The organism is Pseudomonas sp. C2.3V (genome assembly GCF_058536325.1).
In genome coordinates this window covers 1,781,834-1,799,649 of the sequence record NZ_JBZUBN010000001.1, presented here as the reverse complement: position 1 = coordinate 1,799,649, position 17,816 = coordinate 1,781,834, and the positions used below count along the sequence as shown (strand labels likewise).

The following is a 17,816-nucleotide window of genomic DNA, read 5'->3' as shown; positions in this document are numbered from 1 at the left end:
GCCAGCCTGAAAGAGATTTTCAGGAACCCTGGGCATCTGGGTCAGTCCCTTCCCTGTAACCAACAGCCCGCCTGCTCTCGTTGAACAGGCACAGCGCTGACCCTGGATGATCCACAGGAGTGAGACATGATCCAATCCCAAAACGAAAATCGCCGCATCGTAATGGCCTCGCGCCCGCAAGGCGCACCGACGCAAGAGAACTTTCGTCTGGAGCGCGAGCCTCGCCCTGAGCCAAAAGACGGTGAAGTATTGCTGCGCACGGTCTACCTGTCTCTCGACCCCTACATGAGGGGCCGGATGAGCGATGCGAAATCTTATGCCGATCCGATGCAAGTGGGCGATGTGATGGTAGGAGGCACGGTTTGCCGCGTGGAAAGCTCCCGACATCCGGATTACAAGGAAGGCGAATGGGTATTAGCTGCTAATGGCTGGCAGGATTATGCCGTCTCCAATGGCGATGGTCTCAACAAGCTCGGCGATAATCCGGAGCATCCCTCCTGGTCATTGGGCGTTCTTGGAATGCCTGGTTTTACTGCTTACATGGGGCTGCTTGATATCGGACAGCCCAAGGAGGGTGAAACCGTTGTGGTTGCCGCGGCCACCGGTCCCGTTGGCTCGACGGTGGGACAGATTGCCAAGCTCAAGGGCTGCCGCGTTGTAGGCATCGCGGGCGGAGCCGAAAAATGCCAGCATGCCGTAGAAGCCCTGGGCTTTGATGAATGCATCGACCACCGGAGTGAGCATTTTGCCGAGGCACTGGCCAAGGCCTGCCCCAAAGGTATTGATGTATATTTCGAAAACGTAGGCGGCAAGGTATTCGATGCGGTTCTGCCTCTCCTGAACACCAAGGCACGCGTACCGGTGTGCGGTCTGATCGCCACTTACAACAAGGATCCAAAGGATCTGCCTGACGGCAAGGATCGCCTCCCGATGCTGGAGGCTACGTTCCTGCACAAGCGCATTCGCATGCAAGGGTTCATCATCACCATGGACTATGGCGACCGTTACGGTGAGTTCCTGGAAAACATGACGCCCTGGGTAAGTGAAGGCAAGATCAAATATCGCGAACAGATCGTGGACGGCCTGGAGAATGCTCCTGACGCGTTTACGGGCCTCCTGGAAGGCAAGAACTTTGGCAAGCTGGTCGTCCGGGTCGGCAACGACTGAAGCTAGCGCCAGAAAGGCCAGCCGTACATTACGACTGGCCTTTCTCGCTTACTTCCCCCGCTCCGGATACTTGATCCAGCTTTTACCATCCAGCCTCAAATAATGCGTGTTGTTGAAACGCATCATCACACTGCCTTCGTTTTCCGCCACCACATGATCCAGCTGCGGCAGGCTGGTAATGATGGCATTCAGGTCAAAATTCGGATTTTTCCAGGCAGCGCCATCCACCAAGTGATTGATCAATTCCGACAACGCAAAGTAGCTGGCGGGCGTACGGATATGAACAGGCGCCCCACTCAACGTCGCCTTGGCATTGATGAGTTTGACGCCGGCCGGAATGTGCGTCACGGTAGGGCTTGGAATTTCTCGCATTCCCTTAATCTGCATGAGATCGCCTCGCAATGCGGCGCCATGCTCGGACACGATCACCAGCAGAACCGGCTTTCCAGAAGCCTGGAGGCGATCCATAAATCCGCTCAGGTCATCTAATACATTTTGCAGACGCGGCTTGTATTCTGCCGTGACCGTCTTGCCGGACGTTGGATCAATGACCCGATTCCCGTCGTGCAGCGAGATTGTGTTGTAGAACATCGCCTCGCGCGCTGACGCATTGTCTAGTCGCTGTTGCCACCATTTGGAGAGCACTTGTCCATCACGGTAAATGGGCGAGCCATCAAAGCCCATCATGACAGGCCGCAAGTCCCCAAACGGGAAAAGAGTCGCCTGCATATCACCGTTGTCTTTGACCTGCCCAATCAGATTATCGAAGCGACCGGTATGGTTCATGACCATAGCCTCGTCAAAACCCAACTGCTTGAGATTTTCGAAGAGAAAGCACTGTTTGCTGGCAGGCTGATACAACCCGGCATTAGGCAACTGGCCGCAGCTCGCTCGAAGCAGCCTCAATACAGCTGGTCCGCTGTAAGTAGCGGCCGAATTGAAGTCATCAAACAGCACGTCCATCTTGTTCCAGAGCGGATGCTGACTGAGTCCGACATCCTCCATGTCGTCCCAGGCCAATGAGCAGATATTCAGGATCAGCACGTCAAAGGGGGCCGCGTCGCTACCTAGAGTTGGAGGGAACTGGCTGACCAGAGTGCTCTGATGGGTATAAAAATCACTGAGTGTTGCATTGAGATTAGCATCGGTTGGCTCTACCGTTCCGCCCGCCACCGGCCTGGGCACAGGCGACGCCTGTCCTCCAGGCTGTACAGCCGTGGTTGGGACGTCTACAAGTGTTGGTCCCGCGGCAGGGTTTGATGAACGCCAGAAGGTTGTCTGGCCAGCCATCAGAATCGCTACCAAGGCTACAACCGTTACCGCCGTGAAACGTATCCACTGACTGAAGAACAGGTACCCCACCAACAGCACGAGACCTGCGGCCAGCCAGGAAGTATTAATGAACCGCCCTACCAGCTCAAGGATATAGTCAAAACTGAACGCCGATATCTCAGCAGACTGGGCAAAGAGCCGGCTGACAGGGGGTAGCCAGGTGTCATATAGATAAAGCGACACGCCAATGGGAATCGCCACGACATGCCTCAGACGGTGCAGCCATACCGGCGGCAGCGGCACCAACAGAAAAGCCGCAAAGGCCAAATTCTCCAACGCATGAAAATTTAGCAGGCCTTGCCAGACCAGCACGAATTTGGTGAGGAAGTAGTAATTCCAGAAGCCCAACCCTCGCCAGTATTGAAGCGCGGTGGGTGGCAGCAGCAGTGGTCTATCGGTCATAAACACATCTTCAATCAAGGCGTCCTGCCCGCTCAAGGCGATAGCGAGGCGTAGTCGAATGGATGATGGAGCATAAACGTCCGTCAGGTTTACTGATTACCCCGCCCTTTTGTCTCGCCATCACGAATCTTGCCCCCTTTAAGCTCTATCGAGGGTTTCAGGTAACGAGGCCTTTGTGTCTTGTGAGATATCCAATCCAGTATGGCCTTCCAAGCCGAGCGCAGCAAAAAACCCGCCAGAAAGGCCAGAATGCCGGTCAGAATGATGGCGTAGTGAAACAGCTCATCGCTCATGGGTTGCAGTCCTCTTTACCATAAGCGAAACACGCCTCAATACAGGCTGTGGCTCACCCGATTCGGGAGAGACATCTTTGATGTCAGCCGGCTCGGCAATACCTTTGAGCCGGAAGGCAAGGTCATCCGTATAGTCATGCTGGGCCGGTAGCGCATTCATTCGACTCAGCTCCAGCCCCAACCGCTCGGCACTGTCATAAATCTCGATACTCGATGCCAGCGTATCGACAGAAACACGAAAAATATTTCGCAAGGCCGGTTCGATATCGTTAAGGCGACACGCAAACAGATACAGGTACAAGCTTTGCTCGACCACCGTCACGAAATCGCCACGACGCTTCATGTCGCACTGTGCCAATAGATCCAGAGCGGTCAGACCATGGGCGGGCTTGAGCTTTAATACCATGCCGGGCAGCTCATCCTGTACGATGCGCTCCAGCTCGGCCTGTACACTGCCAATAAAAGTCTCTGCAGCCACATAGCCACGCATGAACTGGGGACGTAATGCCTGCAGGAGCTTATCGAAGTCCGTATCGCCCGTTCGCCGATAAATCTGTCCTTGTACACTTTGCAACTGACTAAAGAAACGGGATACATCGTTCAGGTACGGCACAACGAGGTTGGTACCCGCTGAAAAGAACAGCCGTTCATCCACGTGGCGAAGACACTGACTGATTTCACGAATCACAATCTTGAGCCGATTGCCTCGGGCAGCGCGTAAGCCATGGATCTGTCTTGCCAGCTCCTCTACCTTGCCCGCCGTTGCAATGCCCAGCACTACCGTAGCGGCATGGGCGCCATGGGCTGCATTAAGCAGATCTTCCAGTGAGTCAAACAGCTGCCAATGCCGGGAGGGTGCCTGTCGGCCTGCCAGGCATTCTCGCCAGGCCAGAACCACCTCGTCATCACGGTTACTGGTAGACACTTCCACATCAGCGGCATTGGCCAGTCGCAGGCCGGACTCACTCAGCTCAAGTGAGAAGTCAGCATGAAAAACGCCACCTTCCCCGCTACGCCAGTGATCAATATGGTAATGCACATGAAAGGCATGACGCTCCATTTCACCCAGGCCGGATAACTCATCACTTAGTGGCGCCAGACGTGTACGCTGCTGGACACCATCTCCTACCCCAATCATGAGCCATGTAGCCTTGTGCTTACGGACCCATCCGGCCAGATGAGCCAGCCGCTTTTTCAGCGCAGCCTCGGTCAGACTGTCCAATTGGCGAACATCGTACTGCACCACGATCAGCCGGCCGGCCAACCTGCCATACCATTCAAGCTCTTCGGTCAACCGCTCCAGCCAGCGTTCATGGTTCTGTTCAGCTAGCGTATAAAACCGGACGTTAGTTTTATGAGCCAGCAGAACGTCGATCCAGCTGTCCTTGGGCCGGTCAGGCAATACGCAAATTGACGATACGTCCGAAGCTTGTTCATGGAGGGTTGACAGCAGCAACGTATCGGCCACCAGAGCCTGGTTGACCAACAACCAATACAGACCAGGCTGGCGCATATGGCCATATTGTTGAGGTAGGGAATGAATAGCGATGTGCAAACTGTTCGCCTTTGCCTGAAGATAAACACAGCATTGCAGACAACCCAGCGAACATCCAGTTGGCCACACGCCACAATCCCGGTTTTTGACAGTACCCAGGGGAAAAAGTCAGCCTAGCCATTCAATGGCCAGCAACTTGGCAAACGACAGTCGAGCGATTAAGCAGCGACCTTATAACCGCACCTACCACCATCCTTCCCGTACAGCCTTCAGTCCATCAGAAGTTTTGGCCATAAAAGGCAGGTCGCGGCGGACATGTCGCCACGACACGCTGCGGCTTGAGTCAACAGCGTCGGTGAAACAACCTCTTTCTTGATCTAAATCAAGACGTAAGACAGGAAAAGAAGATCTGACAAACGGTCAAGCCGTGCGGGAATGTTTGGGAAATTCCGTATCTAATACTCATCACGGAAAACGCTGCTCTTTGATCATGAAGTCACTTCTTCACCTGTCGGATCTCTCGCTTGGACGCTACCAGGTCAATACAGTGGTCGATTGCGATGGTAGCCTGACCATTACTGCAGCTCCCGTAACGGGGAATTCTCCGCTCACCTGGAAGCTGACCTCAGCGCAAGTCCAGAACCCTTTGCTGATGGACACTGTGCTAACGGACATAGAGCGCGAACTTCGCAAACCAACGTCTTTCAGCGAACCCTGCCTGCCAGATCTGACACTCGCAACTTACGCCCCAGGTGCTCGGTATCTAAAACGCTGACATCCTGCCCGTCTATTCGGCAGAAATTTCACCCAGAATGCACAAAACCCCTGGAGCTTTCGCTCTCAGGGGTTTTGTTAATCTGGCGGTGAGGGTGGGATTCGAACCCACGATACGATTTCTCGTATACACACTTTCCAGGCGTGCTCCTTCAACCGCTCGGACACCTCACCAGAGTTTTTCTCAACGTCTGCGTCGTTGAGGTGCGCTACTATATCCATGTAGTTTTGAAATGGCAAATTTTTTTTAATGTATTCATGCATTTAAATCAGAAAGCCCAGTTCATGCGTGACCAGGCAGTCAACCAAACGGCTTTACGTGACTCGAAACAGTCGTTACGTTCACCGCAATATTAATAACGACAACGGCTCACTCATGAACGCACTTGTTTCTTATCGCTATGAATCCCCTGTGGCAACGCTTACGCTGAACAACGGCAAGGTCAATGCGCTCTCGCCAGCTGTTATCGATGCGCTGAACGAGGCCCTCGATCAGGCCGAAAAGGACAAAGCCATTGTGGTCATTACAGGCCAACCGGGAATCCTCTCCGGGGGCTTCGATCTGAAGGTCATGATGAGCGGCCCGCAGCAGGCGATCGATCTGGTCACAATGGGGTCTCGTCTGTCACGTCGCCTGTTGTCCCACCCCTTCCCCGTGATAGTTGCATGTGGTGGTCATGCCGTTGCCAAAGGTGCCTTCCTGTTGTTGTCGGCGGACTACCGGATTGGCGTCAAAGGCGCCTTTACCATAGGGCTGAATGAAGTCGCCATTGGTATGACAATGCATCAGGCGGGTATTGAAATCGCACGCGACCGGTTGCCCCGTCCCGCCTTTCAACGAGCCGTGATTGGTGCTGAAATGTTTTCACCTGAAGCGGCTGTCGAAGCAGGCTTTCTGGATGAAGTCGTAGCGCCAGAAGCGTTGGAAGACGCTGTTCACCGCGCCGCTATGCGCCTGAGCAAGCTCAACATGTCAGCCCATGGGAACACGAAGGTAAAGGCCAGAGCGCCATTACTGTCCGCACTGGATGACGCTATCGCCCTGGACGCCCAACACTTCGGCCGCGCCTGACAATCATCAGACAAACGGCACGTTGTCACGAAACCTCTGTGAAACGCGTCTATAACAGTGAAAAGACGCTGTACAGCGCTCCTTTTAATCGCTAAACACCATTAAGTAGGAGATTTAGAAAAGCTTTAGATCTAAACAGGCTGTAACTTGCGACCTAGTCTCGACTCAATGTGATATGGCCCTTGCGAGGGCCATAATAAATGCCGACAGAGCAATCGAGCTTCTCCCTATAAGAAGAAAGGGCTTGAGTCATGTTAAGAGAACCGACACCCAAGTGGCGGCAAGCGAGCCTTGTGCTGATCATCACCACCATCGTACTTGTACTTCCCAACTTGACCCGCCTGCTGGGGGGCTGATTATCCTGTGGCAGGCAGCCACCATGCCAGCATCAGCGGCAAGAACCCAAACGCCAGTATGGTTGAACACAATACGAGACTGGCTACTTCCTGGGGAGACCGGTTAGCGCGTAGGGCATAGAGATAGTTGAAAACCGCTACGGGCATGGATGACTGGGTGACGAGGACAGCATGGGCCAGAGGTGGCAGATGTAGCGCCCAACCCACCAGCCAGCCCACAAGAGCACCCAGACATAGCCGGATTCCACCGAATAGGAAGCCGGACCCCAGGTGTTGTGGCCGTATGCTGGCCAGTGACACGCCCAGCGTAATAAGCATGAGCGGAATGGCAAGGCCGGACATGAGGTCGACGGTATTGGCAATCCAGCGCGGCAGTTGGGCATCAAGCATCATGAGTGATAATGCAATCGCTACGCTGATCATGATGGGATTTCCCAGCAGCATCTTGAGCGAGCGCTCGCCGGACATCCAGAAGATCCCTAAACTGAAATTACCGATCGACAAGACCAGATAAAATGCCACGGCCAGCGTCATGCCTTGCTCGCCAAACGCATACAGGCACACCGGCAAGCCCATGTTGCCTACATTGGGAAACATGAATGCCGGGGCTAATACCTTCCAGTCTCGCTTGAAGACACGGGCAAGCCCATAGGCTGCCAACCCCATGATCGCGCAGATAACCACGCAGGCCAGGGCCATTTGCCCAAAGCTGTGCTTGTCGATGTGTGCATGCCCCAGTGTCGCCAGGACCAAACAGGGAGAGGCTACGTTGAAGACCAGGCGGGAGATGAAGTCAGTGGGATATTCATAGCCCCAGCGCTTCCAGAAATAGCCGATACCTGCGCCAATGAGCACAGGCGCCATGACCGCGAATAACTCTGACAGCATGCCTTTCTCCCCTGAATCAAGAGTCCATTATGCCCTCTTGGGCAAGAACGGGGAGTAGTAAATCGGTAGTGCAGGACGTGAGATCAAACGGAGCATATGGCAGAAACTAAAATGAGGCATGACACGAACGGCCATGCCTCGACGTCAGGATCAGGTCCTCCTGATTTCCTGGGTTACGCCCCAGCCATCCAACGTTCCGCCAAGAGGACTGACGACGGCCTCAAGATCAGACTCGAAATCGTCAATTGTCGTATAGGTAGCAAACATGACCTTACTGACCTGTAAGTGCCACCCACCCTCTTCGTGCGGGATTATCTGAGCGTTCAACGACTCTCCCTTGAATTGACATGCAGCCTCTCGGGCCTGTTTTTCATCAGGAAAAATAGCGAAGAAATCGATGGGATGTATGCGTGAGAAGTCGAAACCACCCTCCTTCATCTGCCGGAGCACAGTAAGGCTTACATCATCGGAGATGTTTAAAGGCATAGGGCACCTCCTGCTCATTGAATGGGATTTTTAGTTAATGCGATAGAGCGTGATAGAGGCGTTGCAACGGTGATCGCCGGTATCAGCGAAGCCACTCGCAGAGCCCTTTCAACTAAAAGAACGCCAACACAAACGCCTGACGTATAGCATTGCACACAACTAAAAGAGAGCTTTGAGGCGGCACCGGTTCCTTGGATAGCGACGAGTGGTGCGTGCCCTGCAAATGATCACAGGGCACCTTCCGAAAGTATCAGGCGTTGGAAGTCTTGCCAATGGCGCCTAGTACATATTGAGGCAGCGCAAAGGCACCAATATGGATGTCGGCATTGTAATAGCGCGTAACAATGCCGGAGACTGCGAACCGTTCGCGTAGGGTATCTACCGGCACGAAACGTTTGCCAGCGTCTCGGCTGCCCCAGGCAAAGGTCATCGCGCCGCCAATGTAGGTCGGTACGGCAGCCTGATAGAAATGCCAGTCAGCAAAGAGCCCGTTGACCCGGCTTGCTGTGGTCTTCACTTCGTCAAGCTGCATGAAGGGCGTGCCGTTCTGCGTGACCAGGATTCCACCTTCATTCAGGCAGCGATGGCAGGCCTGATAAAAGTTTTCCGAGAACAGTACTTCACCCGGGCCGATGGGATCGGTCGAGTCGGAAATGATCACATCGAAACGGTCAGTGGTATTTGCCACGAAGCGCATACCGTCATCGATGACAAGGTTGAGACGCGAATCGTCAAATGCGCCATTGGAGTGATTGGGCAGATAGGTTTTGCACATGTCGACCACGGCCGCATCGATTTCCACCATGGTGATGTGCTCGACACTCTTGTGCTTGGCCACTTCCCGCAGGATACCGCCGTCACCGCCACCGATGATCAGGACACGCTTGGCCTGACCATGGGCAAACAACGGCACATGGGTAAGCATCTCGTGGTAAATGAACTCATCGGCTTCGGTCGTCTGGATTACGCCGTCCAGCGCCATGACGCGTCCCATGCGGGCATTCTTGAAAATAACGAGTTGCTGGTGCTCGGTACGAACCTCATGGAGCAGCTCGTCCATGCGAAAGCGTTGGCCATAGCCGTCATATAGGGTTTCTAGATAATCTTTCATTGAGAGGTCTCCCGTTCCTCGGATGGGCGGAACGGAAAACGCCCGCCCTAGAAAAGGCGGGCATTGTAAGGGCAATACGTGACGGTCTCCAGACGCGTTCTACTACCCTTTATGCGTTGGCGCCGATACGGACGTACTTCCGCGAGGACCCGCAAGCCCCCAGGCAATCAGCCCCACGACTGGCAGAATGATAATAAGCAGTGTCCAGAAGATCTTCTTGTTACTGGTGCTGTCGCTGCGAATCACGCTGACGATAGCCCAGATATCCAGCAAGAAGACGATGAAACCGATGACACCGCCTATAGTTGAGTTAATCATGGGTGCTCTCCAATTCAGTTCCGGTAAAATTGGGACTGCGCACCCGAGGCGGTAGTTCGCCTTAAACGACCGAATGTCGCTGATACCCCTTTTGTCAGAGCGTCAGAGGGTCGATTTCAGCAAAGCTTTTCACGCAAGGGTGACCGGCCAGCTCGCCGCCCTCGCGAACCAGGCCACAGGTTTTCATACCGGCAGACCGGGCAGCATCCAGCTCCTCGACAACATCCGATAAGAAGAGAATTTCATCTGCCTGATGCGTGGTTGCGCTGGCGATACGGCTATAGGAAGCGGCTTCACGCTTGCCTCCGGTCATCGTATCGAAGTAGCCGGAAAACAGCGGCGTCAGGTCTCCAGCCTCGGAACAACCGAAGATGAGCTTTTGCGCCTGCACAGAGCCGGAAGAATAGACGTAAAGCGCAATCCCCAGCGCATGCCAGCGCCGAAGGGCTTCGACGGCATCCGGATAGACGTGCCCTTTCAGCTCGCCGGTCTTGTAGCCCTGTGCCCAGATCATGCCCTGCAAGGCCTTGAGCGGTGTAGCCTTGCGATCCTCAGCGATCCAGCCCAGCAGAATCTCGATGACGCGCTCGGTATCGGCAGTCAACTCCCCGGCCTCGGCGCGCACCGCATCCAGCTGCTCTGCCACTGCCACCTCCTGAGCATGCTCACGCACATAGTCCGGCAGATGCTTGGCTGCAAAAGGAAACAGGACATCAAAGACAAAGCTGACCGCGCTGGTCGTGCCCTCGATATCGGTCAGGATAGCGCGAATGGTCATGCATCTGCCTCCAGGCGTGGAAAACGGGAAGCAATGTCTTCCCCGGTGAACTGGGCGATCCATCCCTCAGGATTATTGAACAGCCGGATCGCAACGAAGTTAGGCTCTTCGCTCATATCGAACCAGTGCGGTGTACCGGCGGGTACTGAAATCAGGTCATTCTTCTCGCACAGTACGGCATAGATATATTCGCCGATATGCAAGGTAAAGAGGCCACGCCCGGCTACGAAAAAGCGGACCTCATCCTCTGCATGACGATGCTCGTCTAGAAACTTGGCGCGCAGCTCGGCTTTCTGAGGATGATCAGCCTTCATGCTGATCACATCCACGGTCTGATAGCCGCGTTCCTGGATAAGACGATCGATCTCGGGACGATAGGCAGCAATCACTTCTTCCTGGCTCGCCCCCGGCGCTACAGGCGCCGTGGCCTGCCAGCGTTCGAATCGAACGCCTACTTCGGCCAGCGTTGCCGCGATATGATCACCCTGGGTCAGGACCTTGTTGGGCTGCTCGGGATGGGACTCATGGTAGACAGTCAGGCGGCTCATGTCCGGATACTCAATATTTTAAGTTCACATTCGAAAAGAAACTCGAACGCCTCGATCTGGCGCAAGGCATCGCTCATACGAGCCCCCCAAGTATAGAGACCATGACCACGAATCAAATACCCCACGCAGTCTGGATGCGTGTCGAGCCATGTCTGAACATGCGTGGCAAGCTGGGCGATGTCCTGATCGTTTTCAAAGATCGGTACCAGTACCCTGCCCTCGTGGGTCGTGATACCGCTGAAGGCCTTCTGCAGCTCATAGTCATGCAGCACCAGCGCCTCGTCGGCAACCATCCGGGACAGAACCGTGGCATTAACCGAATGCGTATGCAGCACCGCGCCAATTTCCGGCTTCCATCGATACAGCTGGGTATGCAGCAGCGTTTCGGCCGACGGCTTCTTGCCGGGCTCCAGGCTGTTACCTTCCAAATCCGTTACGAGCACATCATCCAGGCCCAACTGTCCCTTGTGCTTGCCTGAGACTGTAAGCAACGCGCGGGTCTCGGACAGCCGGGCAGAGTAATTGCTACTGGTTGCTGGAGACCATCCCCGACTGTAGAGAAACTGACCCGCCTCAATGATTTGCTGCGCCAGCAGCTCCCGATGATTCATCATGATGTCGATCTTCCAAACGCGTAATGATCATGCATGCCCCCACCAGCGCTGCCAGGCTGGCGAAGCCGAATGTCCAGGCAGGACCCAACACCTGCCAGCTATAACCAGAGTAAAACGCCCCCAAGGCGCCTCCGGTTCCCGACAGTGCAGCATACAGTGCCTGCCCCTGCCCTTGATGTCTGTTTCCGAAACGGCGCTGGATGAAATGGATCGCCGACGCATGAAAACAACCAAATGTAGCCGCGTGAATGACCTGGGCAAAGAGCAGAACCCCAAGGTGATCGGCAAGATGCCCCAACAGCAGCCAGCGCAGCGCTGCAAGCAGAAAGCTGGCCGCAAGTACCTGTTTCAGGCTGAACAGGGTCAACAAACGAGGCATGACCAAAAAGATCAGCACCTCCGCCACAACCCCTACTGCCCACAAGAGACCGATCGTGCCGCGAGCATAACCCAGGTTTTCCAGGTGTATCGTTAGAAAGGTGTAATAAGGCCCATGGGAGAGCTGCATGAGGCAGGCCCCTAAATAAAAAGCCATGACGCCCGGTTGACGCAGACAACCCATGAGTCCGCCTTCGCTTCCGCTGTTTTCCAGTTTTACCGCAAGAGGCGACGGAACCCAGATACTGCCTATGACAATACCGGCCATGATGACCAGCAAGCCGGCTGGGTACAGATCAAGACTGAAATGCTCGAACAGCTTGCCCAGCCCTACCACTGCTGCAATAAACCCGACGGATCCCCAGAGGCGAACGCGGCTATACAGCGAAGCCTGTTCACGCAGGTGTGCCAGGGTAATGGCTTCAAACTGTGGCAGCACCGCGTGCCAGAAGAACGCATGGGCCGCCATGACCAGGGCGAGCCAGGCGTAGCTATGACTGAGGTAGATTCCCGCAAAGCAGATGAGCGTGCAGCAGGCGCCGAAACGAACAATGGTCAACCGCTTACCGGTACGGTCGCCCAGCCACCCCCAGAGATTGGGCGCCAGGCAGCGCATCAGCATGGGAATAGCGACCAGTTGACCGATATGCTCGCTGGAAAACCCCAAATGATGAAAATAGAGCGACAGAAACGGCGCCGTTGCGCCCAGCAAGGCGAAGTAGAAGAAATAGAAGCTGGACAGACGCCAATAAGGAATCGGCATTGACTCACGTGTATTCATGCAGTGCCCGAGTAGGCCGGTACAGCTGATCAGCGGCGTGCCTATTCATGCAGCTGCCCTCCACGGGCAGCTGCAGTTGAACCTGTCTATAGACTGATAAGCCCGCAATCAGAGCTGACCCAGGACAGGCGTTCCTACGTGTACATCCGCATTCTGGGCACGATGTCGCAGGTAGTGATCCATCAGGACGAGCGCCATCATCGCCTCGGCAATCGGGGTGGCCCGAATACCAACGCAAGGATCGTGGCGGCCCTTGGTTATCACATCAACGGGCTGGCCATTCACATCGATGGAGCGGCCAGACGTGGTAATGCTTGAGGTAGGCTTGAGCGCCAGATGCGCTACGATCGGCTGCCCGGAGGAAATGCCTCCCAGTACACCGCCGGCGTTGTTGCTGAGAAAACCTTCGGGGGTCAGCTCATCACGGTGCTCGGTGCCCCGCTGCGCCACACTGGCAAATCCGGCACCAATCTCAACGCCTTTCACGGCGTTGACGCTCATGAGTGCATAAGCCAGCTCGGCATCCAGGCGATCGAAAATCGGCTCACCCAGGCCCGGCGGAACGCCGTCGGCCACGACCGTGACCCGGGCACCTACCGAGTCCTGATCGCGACGCAGCTGATCCATGTACGCTTCCAGCTCCGGCACCTTGTCTGGATCAGGACAGAAGAACGCATTCTCCTCCACACTATCCCAGGTCTTGAACGGAATTTCGATAGGACCGAGCTGGCTCATGTAGCCCCGGACACGGATGCCCTTGGTCGCCAGAAACTTCTTGGCAATGGCGCCAGCCGCAACCCGCATGGATGTTTCACGAGCAGAGCTGCGGCCACCGCCACGGTAGTCACGCAACCCGTATTTATGGTGATAGGTATAGTCCGCGTGAGCTGGGCGGAACAGGTCCTTGATGGCAGAGTAGTCCTTTGACTTCTGGTCGGTGTTGCGAATCAGCAAAGCGATAGGCGTACCCGTGGTGACGCCTTCGAACACGCCAGACAAGATCTCGACCTCATCCGGCTCCTGGCGCTGGGTAGTATGCCGACTGGTGCCCGGCTTGCGACGGTCCAGATCATGTTGAAGGTCAGCCAACGCCAACGGCAGCCCCGGTGGGCATCCGTCTACAATCGCGACCAGCCCGGGCCCATGGCTCTCGCCAGCCGTGGTAACAGTGAACAATGTGCCAAAGGTATTGCCGGACATGTCGCAAAGCTCCGCAGAATCGATGGACCGGAGCCTATCCAGCGCCGGCACAGAAAGCGAACGAGTATACCTTCTGGCTTTCCCGAGTTCATCTTTAGAACCCTAGCCGTTACGCTGCGTCCAATTATAGGTTACCGGAACCGTCCGGTGCCCTTTGTTTATGGTCATGAGTGTTGTGATGTCCCGTCTGCTTGTTCTGCTGTGTTGCCTTCTGACGCTACCCGCATTCGCGGCCAGGGGGCCGATCCTGTATCACCCCATCAATCTTGAAACAGCCAACGGAACGCTGTATGGCAGCCTGGTCATGCCGGAAAGTCACAAGCCACAGCCGGTAGCTCTTATCATTGCAGGTTCCGGGCCTACAGACCGTGACGGCAATAACCCCATGGCGCGTAACTTTGCCTTGAAACGCCTGGCCGAGGCCCTGGCTGAGAACGGTATTGCCAGCGTTCGCTATGACAAGCGTGGCGTTGCACAAAGTACGCCTGCTGCGCCACGAGAAGAAGACTTGAGCGTCCCACGCTATGTTGCAGATATCGTCGCGTGGTCGAAAAAGCTCCACTCAGACCCGCGTTTTACAAAACTGATCCTGATCGGCCATAGCGAAGGCGCCCTCATGGCCAGCCTCGCTGCCAACGATGCAGGTGCCGATGCCCTGATTACCTTGTCGGGAAGTGGCCGCCCGATCGATGACGTATTACGCGAGCAATTGGCAACCAAGCTGTCCCCTCCGCTGCTGGCCAGCGCACAATGGATCATGGATCAGCTGGATAAAGGCCAGATGCAGCTTCAGGTACCGGATCCCCTGATGGTGCTGTTTCGCCCTAGCGTTCAGCCTTACCTGATCACCCTCTTCCGGGAGAATCCCGCCCAGGCCTTCGCTCAGGTCAAGGCTCCGGCATTGATCATCCAGGGCAAGCATGACATTCAGGTAGACATCAAGGATGCCGAGGCGCTCAAACGGGCAAGGCCTGAGGCCGAGCTGGCACTGATTCCCGGCATGAACCATATGCTCAGAATCACGCCAGCCAATGTCGAAGCTCAGCTTTCCACCTACAACAACCCGGATCTTCCATTAGCGGGCGAATTGGTGGAGCGAATGACCGCCTTCATTCAGGAAAAAGTCTCTAGTCCACGCTGATTTGGCCGATATAGCGATTTGAATTACCCCATGCGGAGGTAGAAAAGGATCGCGGCCATGACTGAAACCGATATTGAAGAACCCACTACCGCCGAGGAAACCGCCCCTGAGAAGCAGACGCATCCCTGGGCCGAGCTCGGACCGGAACATTTTTATCTGCTGCGTCTGACACCGTTGCCCACGGATCGTATTACCGGGCCTCGCCCGCTGCGCTTTGTGCAGTTTGGCAAGACCGAACGGCATGGAGACGATCTGAGCGTTTTATCGTTGAGCATTCAGCTGCCCGGACAGCGCGTTCACCGTGATCAAAACTTCCTGAATATCTGGGCTGATCACGAGAACAAGGAGATCCGCTTCACCGCCGAACCCGGCGGACTTGAAGGCGGACTGTTGCAAGTCGAGCCATCCAATCGTGGCCTGGGCCGCTTTCTGTTGGCTCAGGGCATTGCATGGGCCAAGACCAAGTGGGGCCACTACAAGGTGGCCAACCTTGATCTGCCAGCCCGTGATGGATTTGTCGAGGAGATGCGCAAGCGCCGCGACCATGCACTGGAAGCTCAGGGTTTTACCCTTACCTATCTTGAGGGGCAAACCCTCAAGGCCATCTGTAGCGCGCCCAAGGCCAGCGAGCTTAAAAGCGAATGGAACATGGATAAGGTGCAGGTGCTTTCCCTGCTGGATGTAGGCAGCATGCTGGAACAGGCGGACAAGAACCTGCATGAGCGTGACCTCAGCCTGTTCAAGCTGCAGGAGCAGATTGCCGCCTACCGTCGTGACGATGCGGGCCTGAAGTTCACCATGGCATGCCTAACGGCGTTCTGCCTCTTCGAGGCCGGGCTGCTGATCTGGATGGTGTTTCATTGAGTCAAAAGGCTTCAGGCGTTACAGCTACGCCTGAAGCCGATGCTTTATCGGCACTCTTTTGGCACGTGCTTACTTGGGATTGAGAACCCTCCCTCTAGGGCTCCAACCGCTCTGCGGGACACTTTAGCGTCCAAATGTTTTTAAGAACATCAGTGATCACCAACGCTGACCGTTGCGCTGCAACTCCAACCGGCGGATGAACTCCTCCAGAACCAACGCATACAGATCATCCTTCAGGACGGCATCCTCGATCCCTGAGTCGATATTGGGATTGTCGTTGACCTCGATGACCGCCATTCGCTCGCCCGCCTGCTTGAGGTCAACTCCGTACAGGCCGTCGCCGATAAGGTTGGCAGTACGAACCGCCAGCTCGACCACTTCATGAGGCGCCTCCTGAATGGGTACGGTGCGAAAGTCACCACTGCTCTCGACCGCACCGGCGCTGTGATCGTAGATCTGCCAATGCCCTTTCGACATGAAGTACTGACAGGCAAAGATAGGCTCTTGGTTGAGCACCCCTATGCGCCAGTCATAGTCGGTATAAAAGAACTCCTGGGCCAGGAGCAGCACGGAGCGCTCGAACAACTCGGCGCTCGCCTTGTTCAACTCCTCCTGATTGGAGACCTTCATAACGCCACGCGAGAACGAACCATCCGGAATCTTTAGCACCAGCGGAAAGCCCAGCCGCTCCCCTACCGTTGCCAACTGGGCGGCATTGTCCTTGTACAGAATTTCCGTCTTGGGCATGTCCAGCTTGTGTGCTTTAAGCAAATCCGCCAGATAGACTTTATTGGTGCATCGCAGGATCGAGCGGGGATCATCCATTACCACCAACCCCTCGCTTTCCGCTTTTTTGGCGAAACGATACGTGTGATGATCGATGGCAGTTGTCTCACGGATAAACAGCGCATCGAATTCCGAAAGGCGTGAGTAATCCTTTTTCTCGATCAACTCGACATCAATTCCCAGGCGCTTGCCAATCCGGACAAAGCTTTTCAGAGCCTTGGCATCAGAAGGCGGAAACGCTTCTTTCGGGTCATGCAGGATAGCCATTTCGAAGCGATATTTTTCGCGTACGCGCGGCTTGAGCCAGACCTGTCGACTAAAACCATCCAAGGCATTGGCAAAAAGGTCTTCCTGAGCTTCGTGCAGCTTGTGTATGGCTCCCAGCTTGACGCCCCCAATATGCCAGCCCTCACGATTGCGGCGAAAATCCACGAGCAGCAGTGGACTGGGGAAAGCTTCAAACAGCTGGCGGGCCAGATCCTGCAAGGCTTCGATATCGGTTCGCCCAAAGTACAGGGTCAACGTGAACCCATCAGCACTGGCGTAGGGATGGCCCTTCAAGGCCTTGCTCAGTAACCTGTCGAGATCTTCCAGCGCCAGGTTATAGATGGATTTACGGGAGAGCTCACTGATCGTGCGAACGGAGGGAATTACCTTGTGACCCCGGGCCTCTGCCAGTAATGAGCAGTAATACCCGTGCCCCAGGTACTTCTGGTTACGGCACAGGTTGATGACCTGCACACGCTTGCCGTTATCTTGCTCATTTGACTGCTCAAGGTATTCCTGGGCAGTGATAACGTCTTCGCTCGGATAATAGGATGACCAATCCTCCTTGCGCTCGACGATGATATACAGCTTGCTCACAACACCTCCTCGGTGCAGATAATCGCCTTGGGAGCCTATTACCAACGTTCCTGTCAAACGACTCAGGTTCGGTCTGTACCAATTGATGGACAGACGAAAACTACGTAACACAGCCTCCATTAACCGCGGCTTAACCGCACTGCTGAGGACCGAGCGACTGTCTTTGAG

Annotated in this window: 17 protein-coding genes and 1 tRNA gene; 4 read left to right on the top strand and 14 right to left on the bottom strand. The window is 55.2% G+C overall.

The window, feature by feature from the left end; all coding sequences use genetic code 11:
• The first annotated feature begins 126 nt into the window (after positions 1–126).
• Positions 127–1,167: an NADPH-dependent curcumin/dihydrocurcumin reductase gene (gene curA / locus AC4LF3_RS08445; protein ID WP_491835086.1), complete on the top strand. Its 1,041-nt coding sequence runs from the start codon at positions 127–129 to the stop codon at positions 1,165–1,167.
• A gap of 48 nt (positions 1,168–1,215) precedes the next feature.
• Here the strand turns inward: curA and bcsG are convergent, their stop codons facing one another.
• From bcsG to AC4LF3_RS08425, 4 genes are all read right to left on the bottom strand, one after another.
• Positions 1,216–2,901, bottom strand: coding sequence for a cellulose biosynthesis protein BcsG (bcsG, locus tag AC4LF3_RS08440; RefSeq protein ID WP_491835085.1), 1,686 nt, complete (start codon positions 2,899–2,901; stop codon positions 1,216–1,218).
• An 89-nt stretch (positions 2,902–2,990) separates the two neighbouring features.
• The gene (gene bcsF / locus AC4LF3_RS08435) at positions 2,991–3,194 is read right to left on the bottom strand and encodes a cellulose biosynthesis protein BcsF (RefSeq protein ID WP_491835084.1); all 204 of its coding nucleotides are present in this window, start codon (positions 3,192–3,194) and stop codon (positions 2,991–2,993) included.
• Complete coding sequence (gene bcsE, locus AC4LF3_RS08430; protein WP_491835083.1) at positions 3,184–4,749, bottom strand: cellulose biosynthesis protein BcsE; 1,566 nt, start codon at positions 4,747–4,749, stop codon at positions 3,184–3,186. Before bcsE ends, bcsF begins: the two co-directional genes overlap by 11 nt.
• A gap of 798 nt (positions 4,750–5,547) precedes the next feature.
• Positions 5,548–5,637: transfer RNA gene (locus AC4LF3_RS08425), tRNA-Ser, on the bottom strand.
• A gap of 202 nt (positions 5,638–5,839) precedes the next feature.
• On the opposite strand from AC4LF3_RS08425, the gene AC4LF3_RS08420 reads away from it, so the two are divergent.
• On the top strand, positions 5,840–6,535 hold the full coding sequence (locus AC4LF3_RS08420) for a crotonase/enoyl-CoA hydratase family protein (protein ID WP_286788691.1): 696 nt from the start codon (positions 5,840–5,842) through the stop codon (positions 6,533–6,535).
• Positions 6,536–6,891: 356 nt separating this feature from the next.
• Here AC4LF3_RS08420 and AC4LF3_RS08415 read toward each other — a convergent pair whose 3' ends face one another.
• The 9 genes from AC4LF3_RS08415 to aroC form a co-directional block, all read right to left on the bottom strand.
• The gene (locus AC4LF3_RS08415; protein ID WP_125887960.1) at positions 6,892–7,779 is read right to left on the bottom strand and encodes an AEC family transporter; all 888 of its coding nucleotides are present in this window, start codon (positions 7,777–7,779) and stop codon (positions 6,892–6,894) included.
• A 150-nt stretch (positions 7,780–7,929) separates the two neighbouring features.
• Positions 7,930–8,265, bottom strand: coding sequence for a ribonuclease E inhibitor RraB (locus AC4LF3_RS08410; protein ID WP_010798007.1), 336 nt, complete (start codon positions 8,263–8,265; stop codon positions 7,930–7,932).
• Between the two features lie 250 nt (positions 8,266–8,515).
• On the bottom strand, positions 8,516–9,376 hold the full coding sequence (speE, locus tag AC4LF3_RS08405; protein WP_019365086.1) for a polyamine aminopropyltransferase: 861 nt from the start codon (positions 9,374–9,376) through the stop codon (positions 8,516–8,518).
• Between the two features lie 102 nt (positions 9,377–9,478).
• Positions 9,479–9,694: a PLD nuclease N-terminal domain-containing protein gene (locus tag AC4LF3_RS08400; protein ID WP_010798005.1), complete on the bottom strand. Its 216-nt coding sequence runs from the start codon at positions 9,692–9,694 to the stop codon at positions 9,479–9,481.
• 94 nt (positions 9,695–9,788) lie between these two features.
• Complete coding sequence (gene mtnC / locus AC4LF3_RS08395; RefSeq protein WP_491835082.1) at positions 9,789–10,472, bottom strand: acireductone synthase; 684 nt, start codon at positions 10,470–10,472, stop codon at positions 9,789–9,791.
• On the bottom strand, positions 10,469–11,020 hold the full coding sequence (locus AC4LF3_RS08390; RefSeq protein ID WP_074825355.1) for a 1,2-dihydroxy-3-keto-5-methylthiopentene dioxygenase: 552 nt from the start codon (positions 11,018–11,020) through the stop codon (positions 10,469–10,471). The genes mtnC and AC4LF3_RS08390 overlap by 4 nt, the downstream gene beginning before the upstream one ends.
• Positions 11,017–11,634: a methylthioribulose 1-phosphate dehydratase gene (locus AC4LF3_RS08385; protein WP_286788692.1), complete on the bottom strand. Its 618-nt coding sequence runs from the start codon at positions 11,632–11,634 to the stop codon at positions 11,017–11,019. The genes AC4LF3_RS08390 and AC4LF3_RS08385 overlap by 4 nt, the downstream gene beginning before the upstream one ends.
• The gene (locus AC4LF3_RS08380) at positions 11,594–12,775 is read right to left on the bottom strand and encodes an MFS transporter (protein ID WP_491836265.1); all 1,182 of its coding nucleotides are present in this window, start codon (positions 12,773–12,775) and stop codon (positions 11,594–11,596) included. Before AC4LF3_RS08380 ends, AC4LF3_RS08385 begins: the two co-directional genes overlap by 41 nt.
• 126 nt (positions 12,776–12,901) lie before the next feature.
• The gene (gene aroC, locus AC4LF3_RS08375) at positions 12,902–13,993 is read right to left on the bottom strand and encodes a chorismate synthase (protein WP_019365091.1); all 1,092 of its coding nucleotides are present in this window, start codon (positions 13,991–13,993) and stop codon (positions 12,902–12,904) included.
• Positions 13,994–14,168: 175 nt separating this feature from the next.
• Between aroC and AC4LF3_RS08370 the strand changes: the two genes are divergently transcribed.
• Both AC4LF3_RS08370 and AC4LF3_RS08365 read left to right on the top strand, forming a co-directional pair.
• Positions 14,169–15,134, top strand: coding sequence for an alpha/beta hydrolase (locus tag AC4LF3_RS08370; protein WP_491836264.1), 966 nt, complete (start codon positions 14,169–14,171; stop codon positions 15,132–15,134).
• Between the two features lie 57 nt (positions 15,135–15,191).
• Positions 15,192–15,998: a hypothetical protein gene (locus AC4LF3_RS08365; RefSeq protein WP_125887954.1), complete on the top strand. Its 807-nt coding sequence runs from the start codon at positions 15,192–15,194 to the stop codon at positions 15,996–15,998.
• 156 nt (positions 15,999–16,154) lie between these two features.
• On the opposite strand, the gene AC4LF3_RS08360 is transcribed toward AC4LF3_RS08365, so the two are convergent.
• Positions 16,155–17,648: a RimK family ATP-grasp domain-containing protein gene (locus AC4LF3_RS08360; RefSeq protein ID WP_010797997.1), complete on the bottom strand. Its 1,494-nt coding sequence runs from the start codon at positions 17,646–17,648 to the stop codon at positions 16,155–16,157.
• Positions 17,649–17,816 lie beyond the last annotated feature (168 nt).

Excerpts from the sequence above, each read along its gene's own strand:
- AC4LF3_RS08380 (WP_491836265.1), bottom strand. The coding sequence starts at position 12,775 with ATGCCGATTCCTTATTGGCGTCTGTCCAGCTTCTATTTCTTCTACTTC.
- speE (WP_019365086.1), bottom strand. The coding sequence starts at position 9,376 with ATGAAAGATTATCTAGAAACCCTATATGACGGCTATGGCCAACGCTTT.
- AC4LF3_RS08415 (WP_125887960.1), bottom strand. The coding sequence starts at position 7,779 with ATGCTGTCAGAGTTATTCGCGGTCATGGCGCCTGTGCTCATTGGCGCA.
- AC4LF3_RS08390 (WP_074825355.1), bottom strand. The coding sequence starts at position 11,020 with ATGAGCCGCCTGACTGTCTACCATGAGTCCCATCCCGAGCAGCCCAAC.
- aroC (WP_019365091.1), bottom strand. The coding sequence starts at position 13,993 with ATGTCCGGCAATACCTTTGGCACATTGTTCACTGTTACCACGGCTGGC.
- AC4LF3_RS08385 (WP_286788692.1), bottom strand. The coding sequence starts at position 11,634 with ATGATGAATCATCGGGAGCTGCTGGCGCAGCAAATCATTGAGGCGGGT.
- AC4LF3_RS08400 (WP_010798005.1), bottom strand. The coding sequence starts at position 9,694 with ATGATTAACTCAACTATAGGCGGTGTCATCGGTTTCATCGTCTTCTTG.
- mtnC (WP_491835082.1), bottom strand. The coding sequence starts at position 10,472 with ATGACCATTCGCGCTATCCTGACCGATATCGAGGGCACGACCAGCGCG.
- AC4LF3_RS08420 (WP_286788691.1), top strand. The coding sequence starts at position 5,840 with ATGAACGCACTTGTTTCTTATCGCTATGAATCCCCTGTGGCAACGCTT.
- bcsG (WP_491835085.1), bottom strand. The coding sequence starts at position 2,901 with ATGACCGATAGACCACTGCTGCTGCCACCCACCGCGCTTCAATACTGG.
- curA (WP_491835086.1), top strand. The coding sequence starts at position 127 with ATGATCCAATCCCAAAACGAAAATCGCCGCATCGTAATGGCCTCGCGC.
- AC4LF3_RS08365 (WP_125887954.1), top strand. The coding sequence starts at position 15,192 with ATGACTGAAACCGATATTGAAGAACCCACTACCGCCGAGGAAACCGCC.
- AC4LF3_RS08410 (WP_010798007.1), bottom strand. The coding sequence starts at position 8,265 with ATGCCTTTAAACATCTCCGATGATGTAAGCCTTACTGTGCTCCGGCAG.
- bcsF (WP_491835084.1), bottom strand. The coding sequence starts at position 3,194 with ATGAGCGATGAGCTGTTTCACTACGCCATCATTCTGACCGGCATTCTG.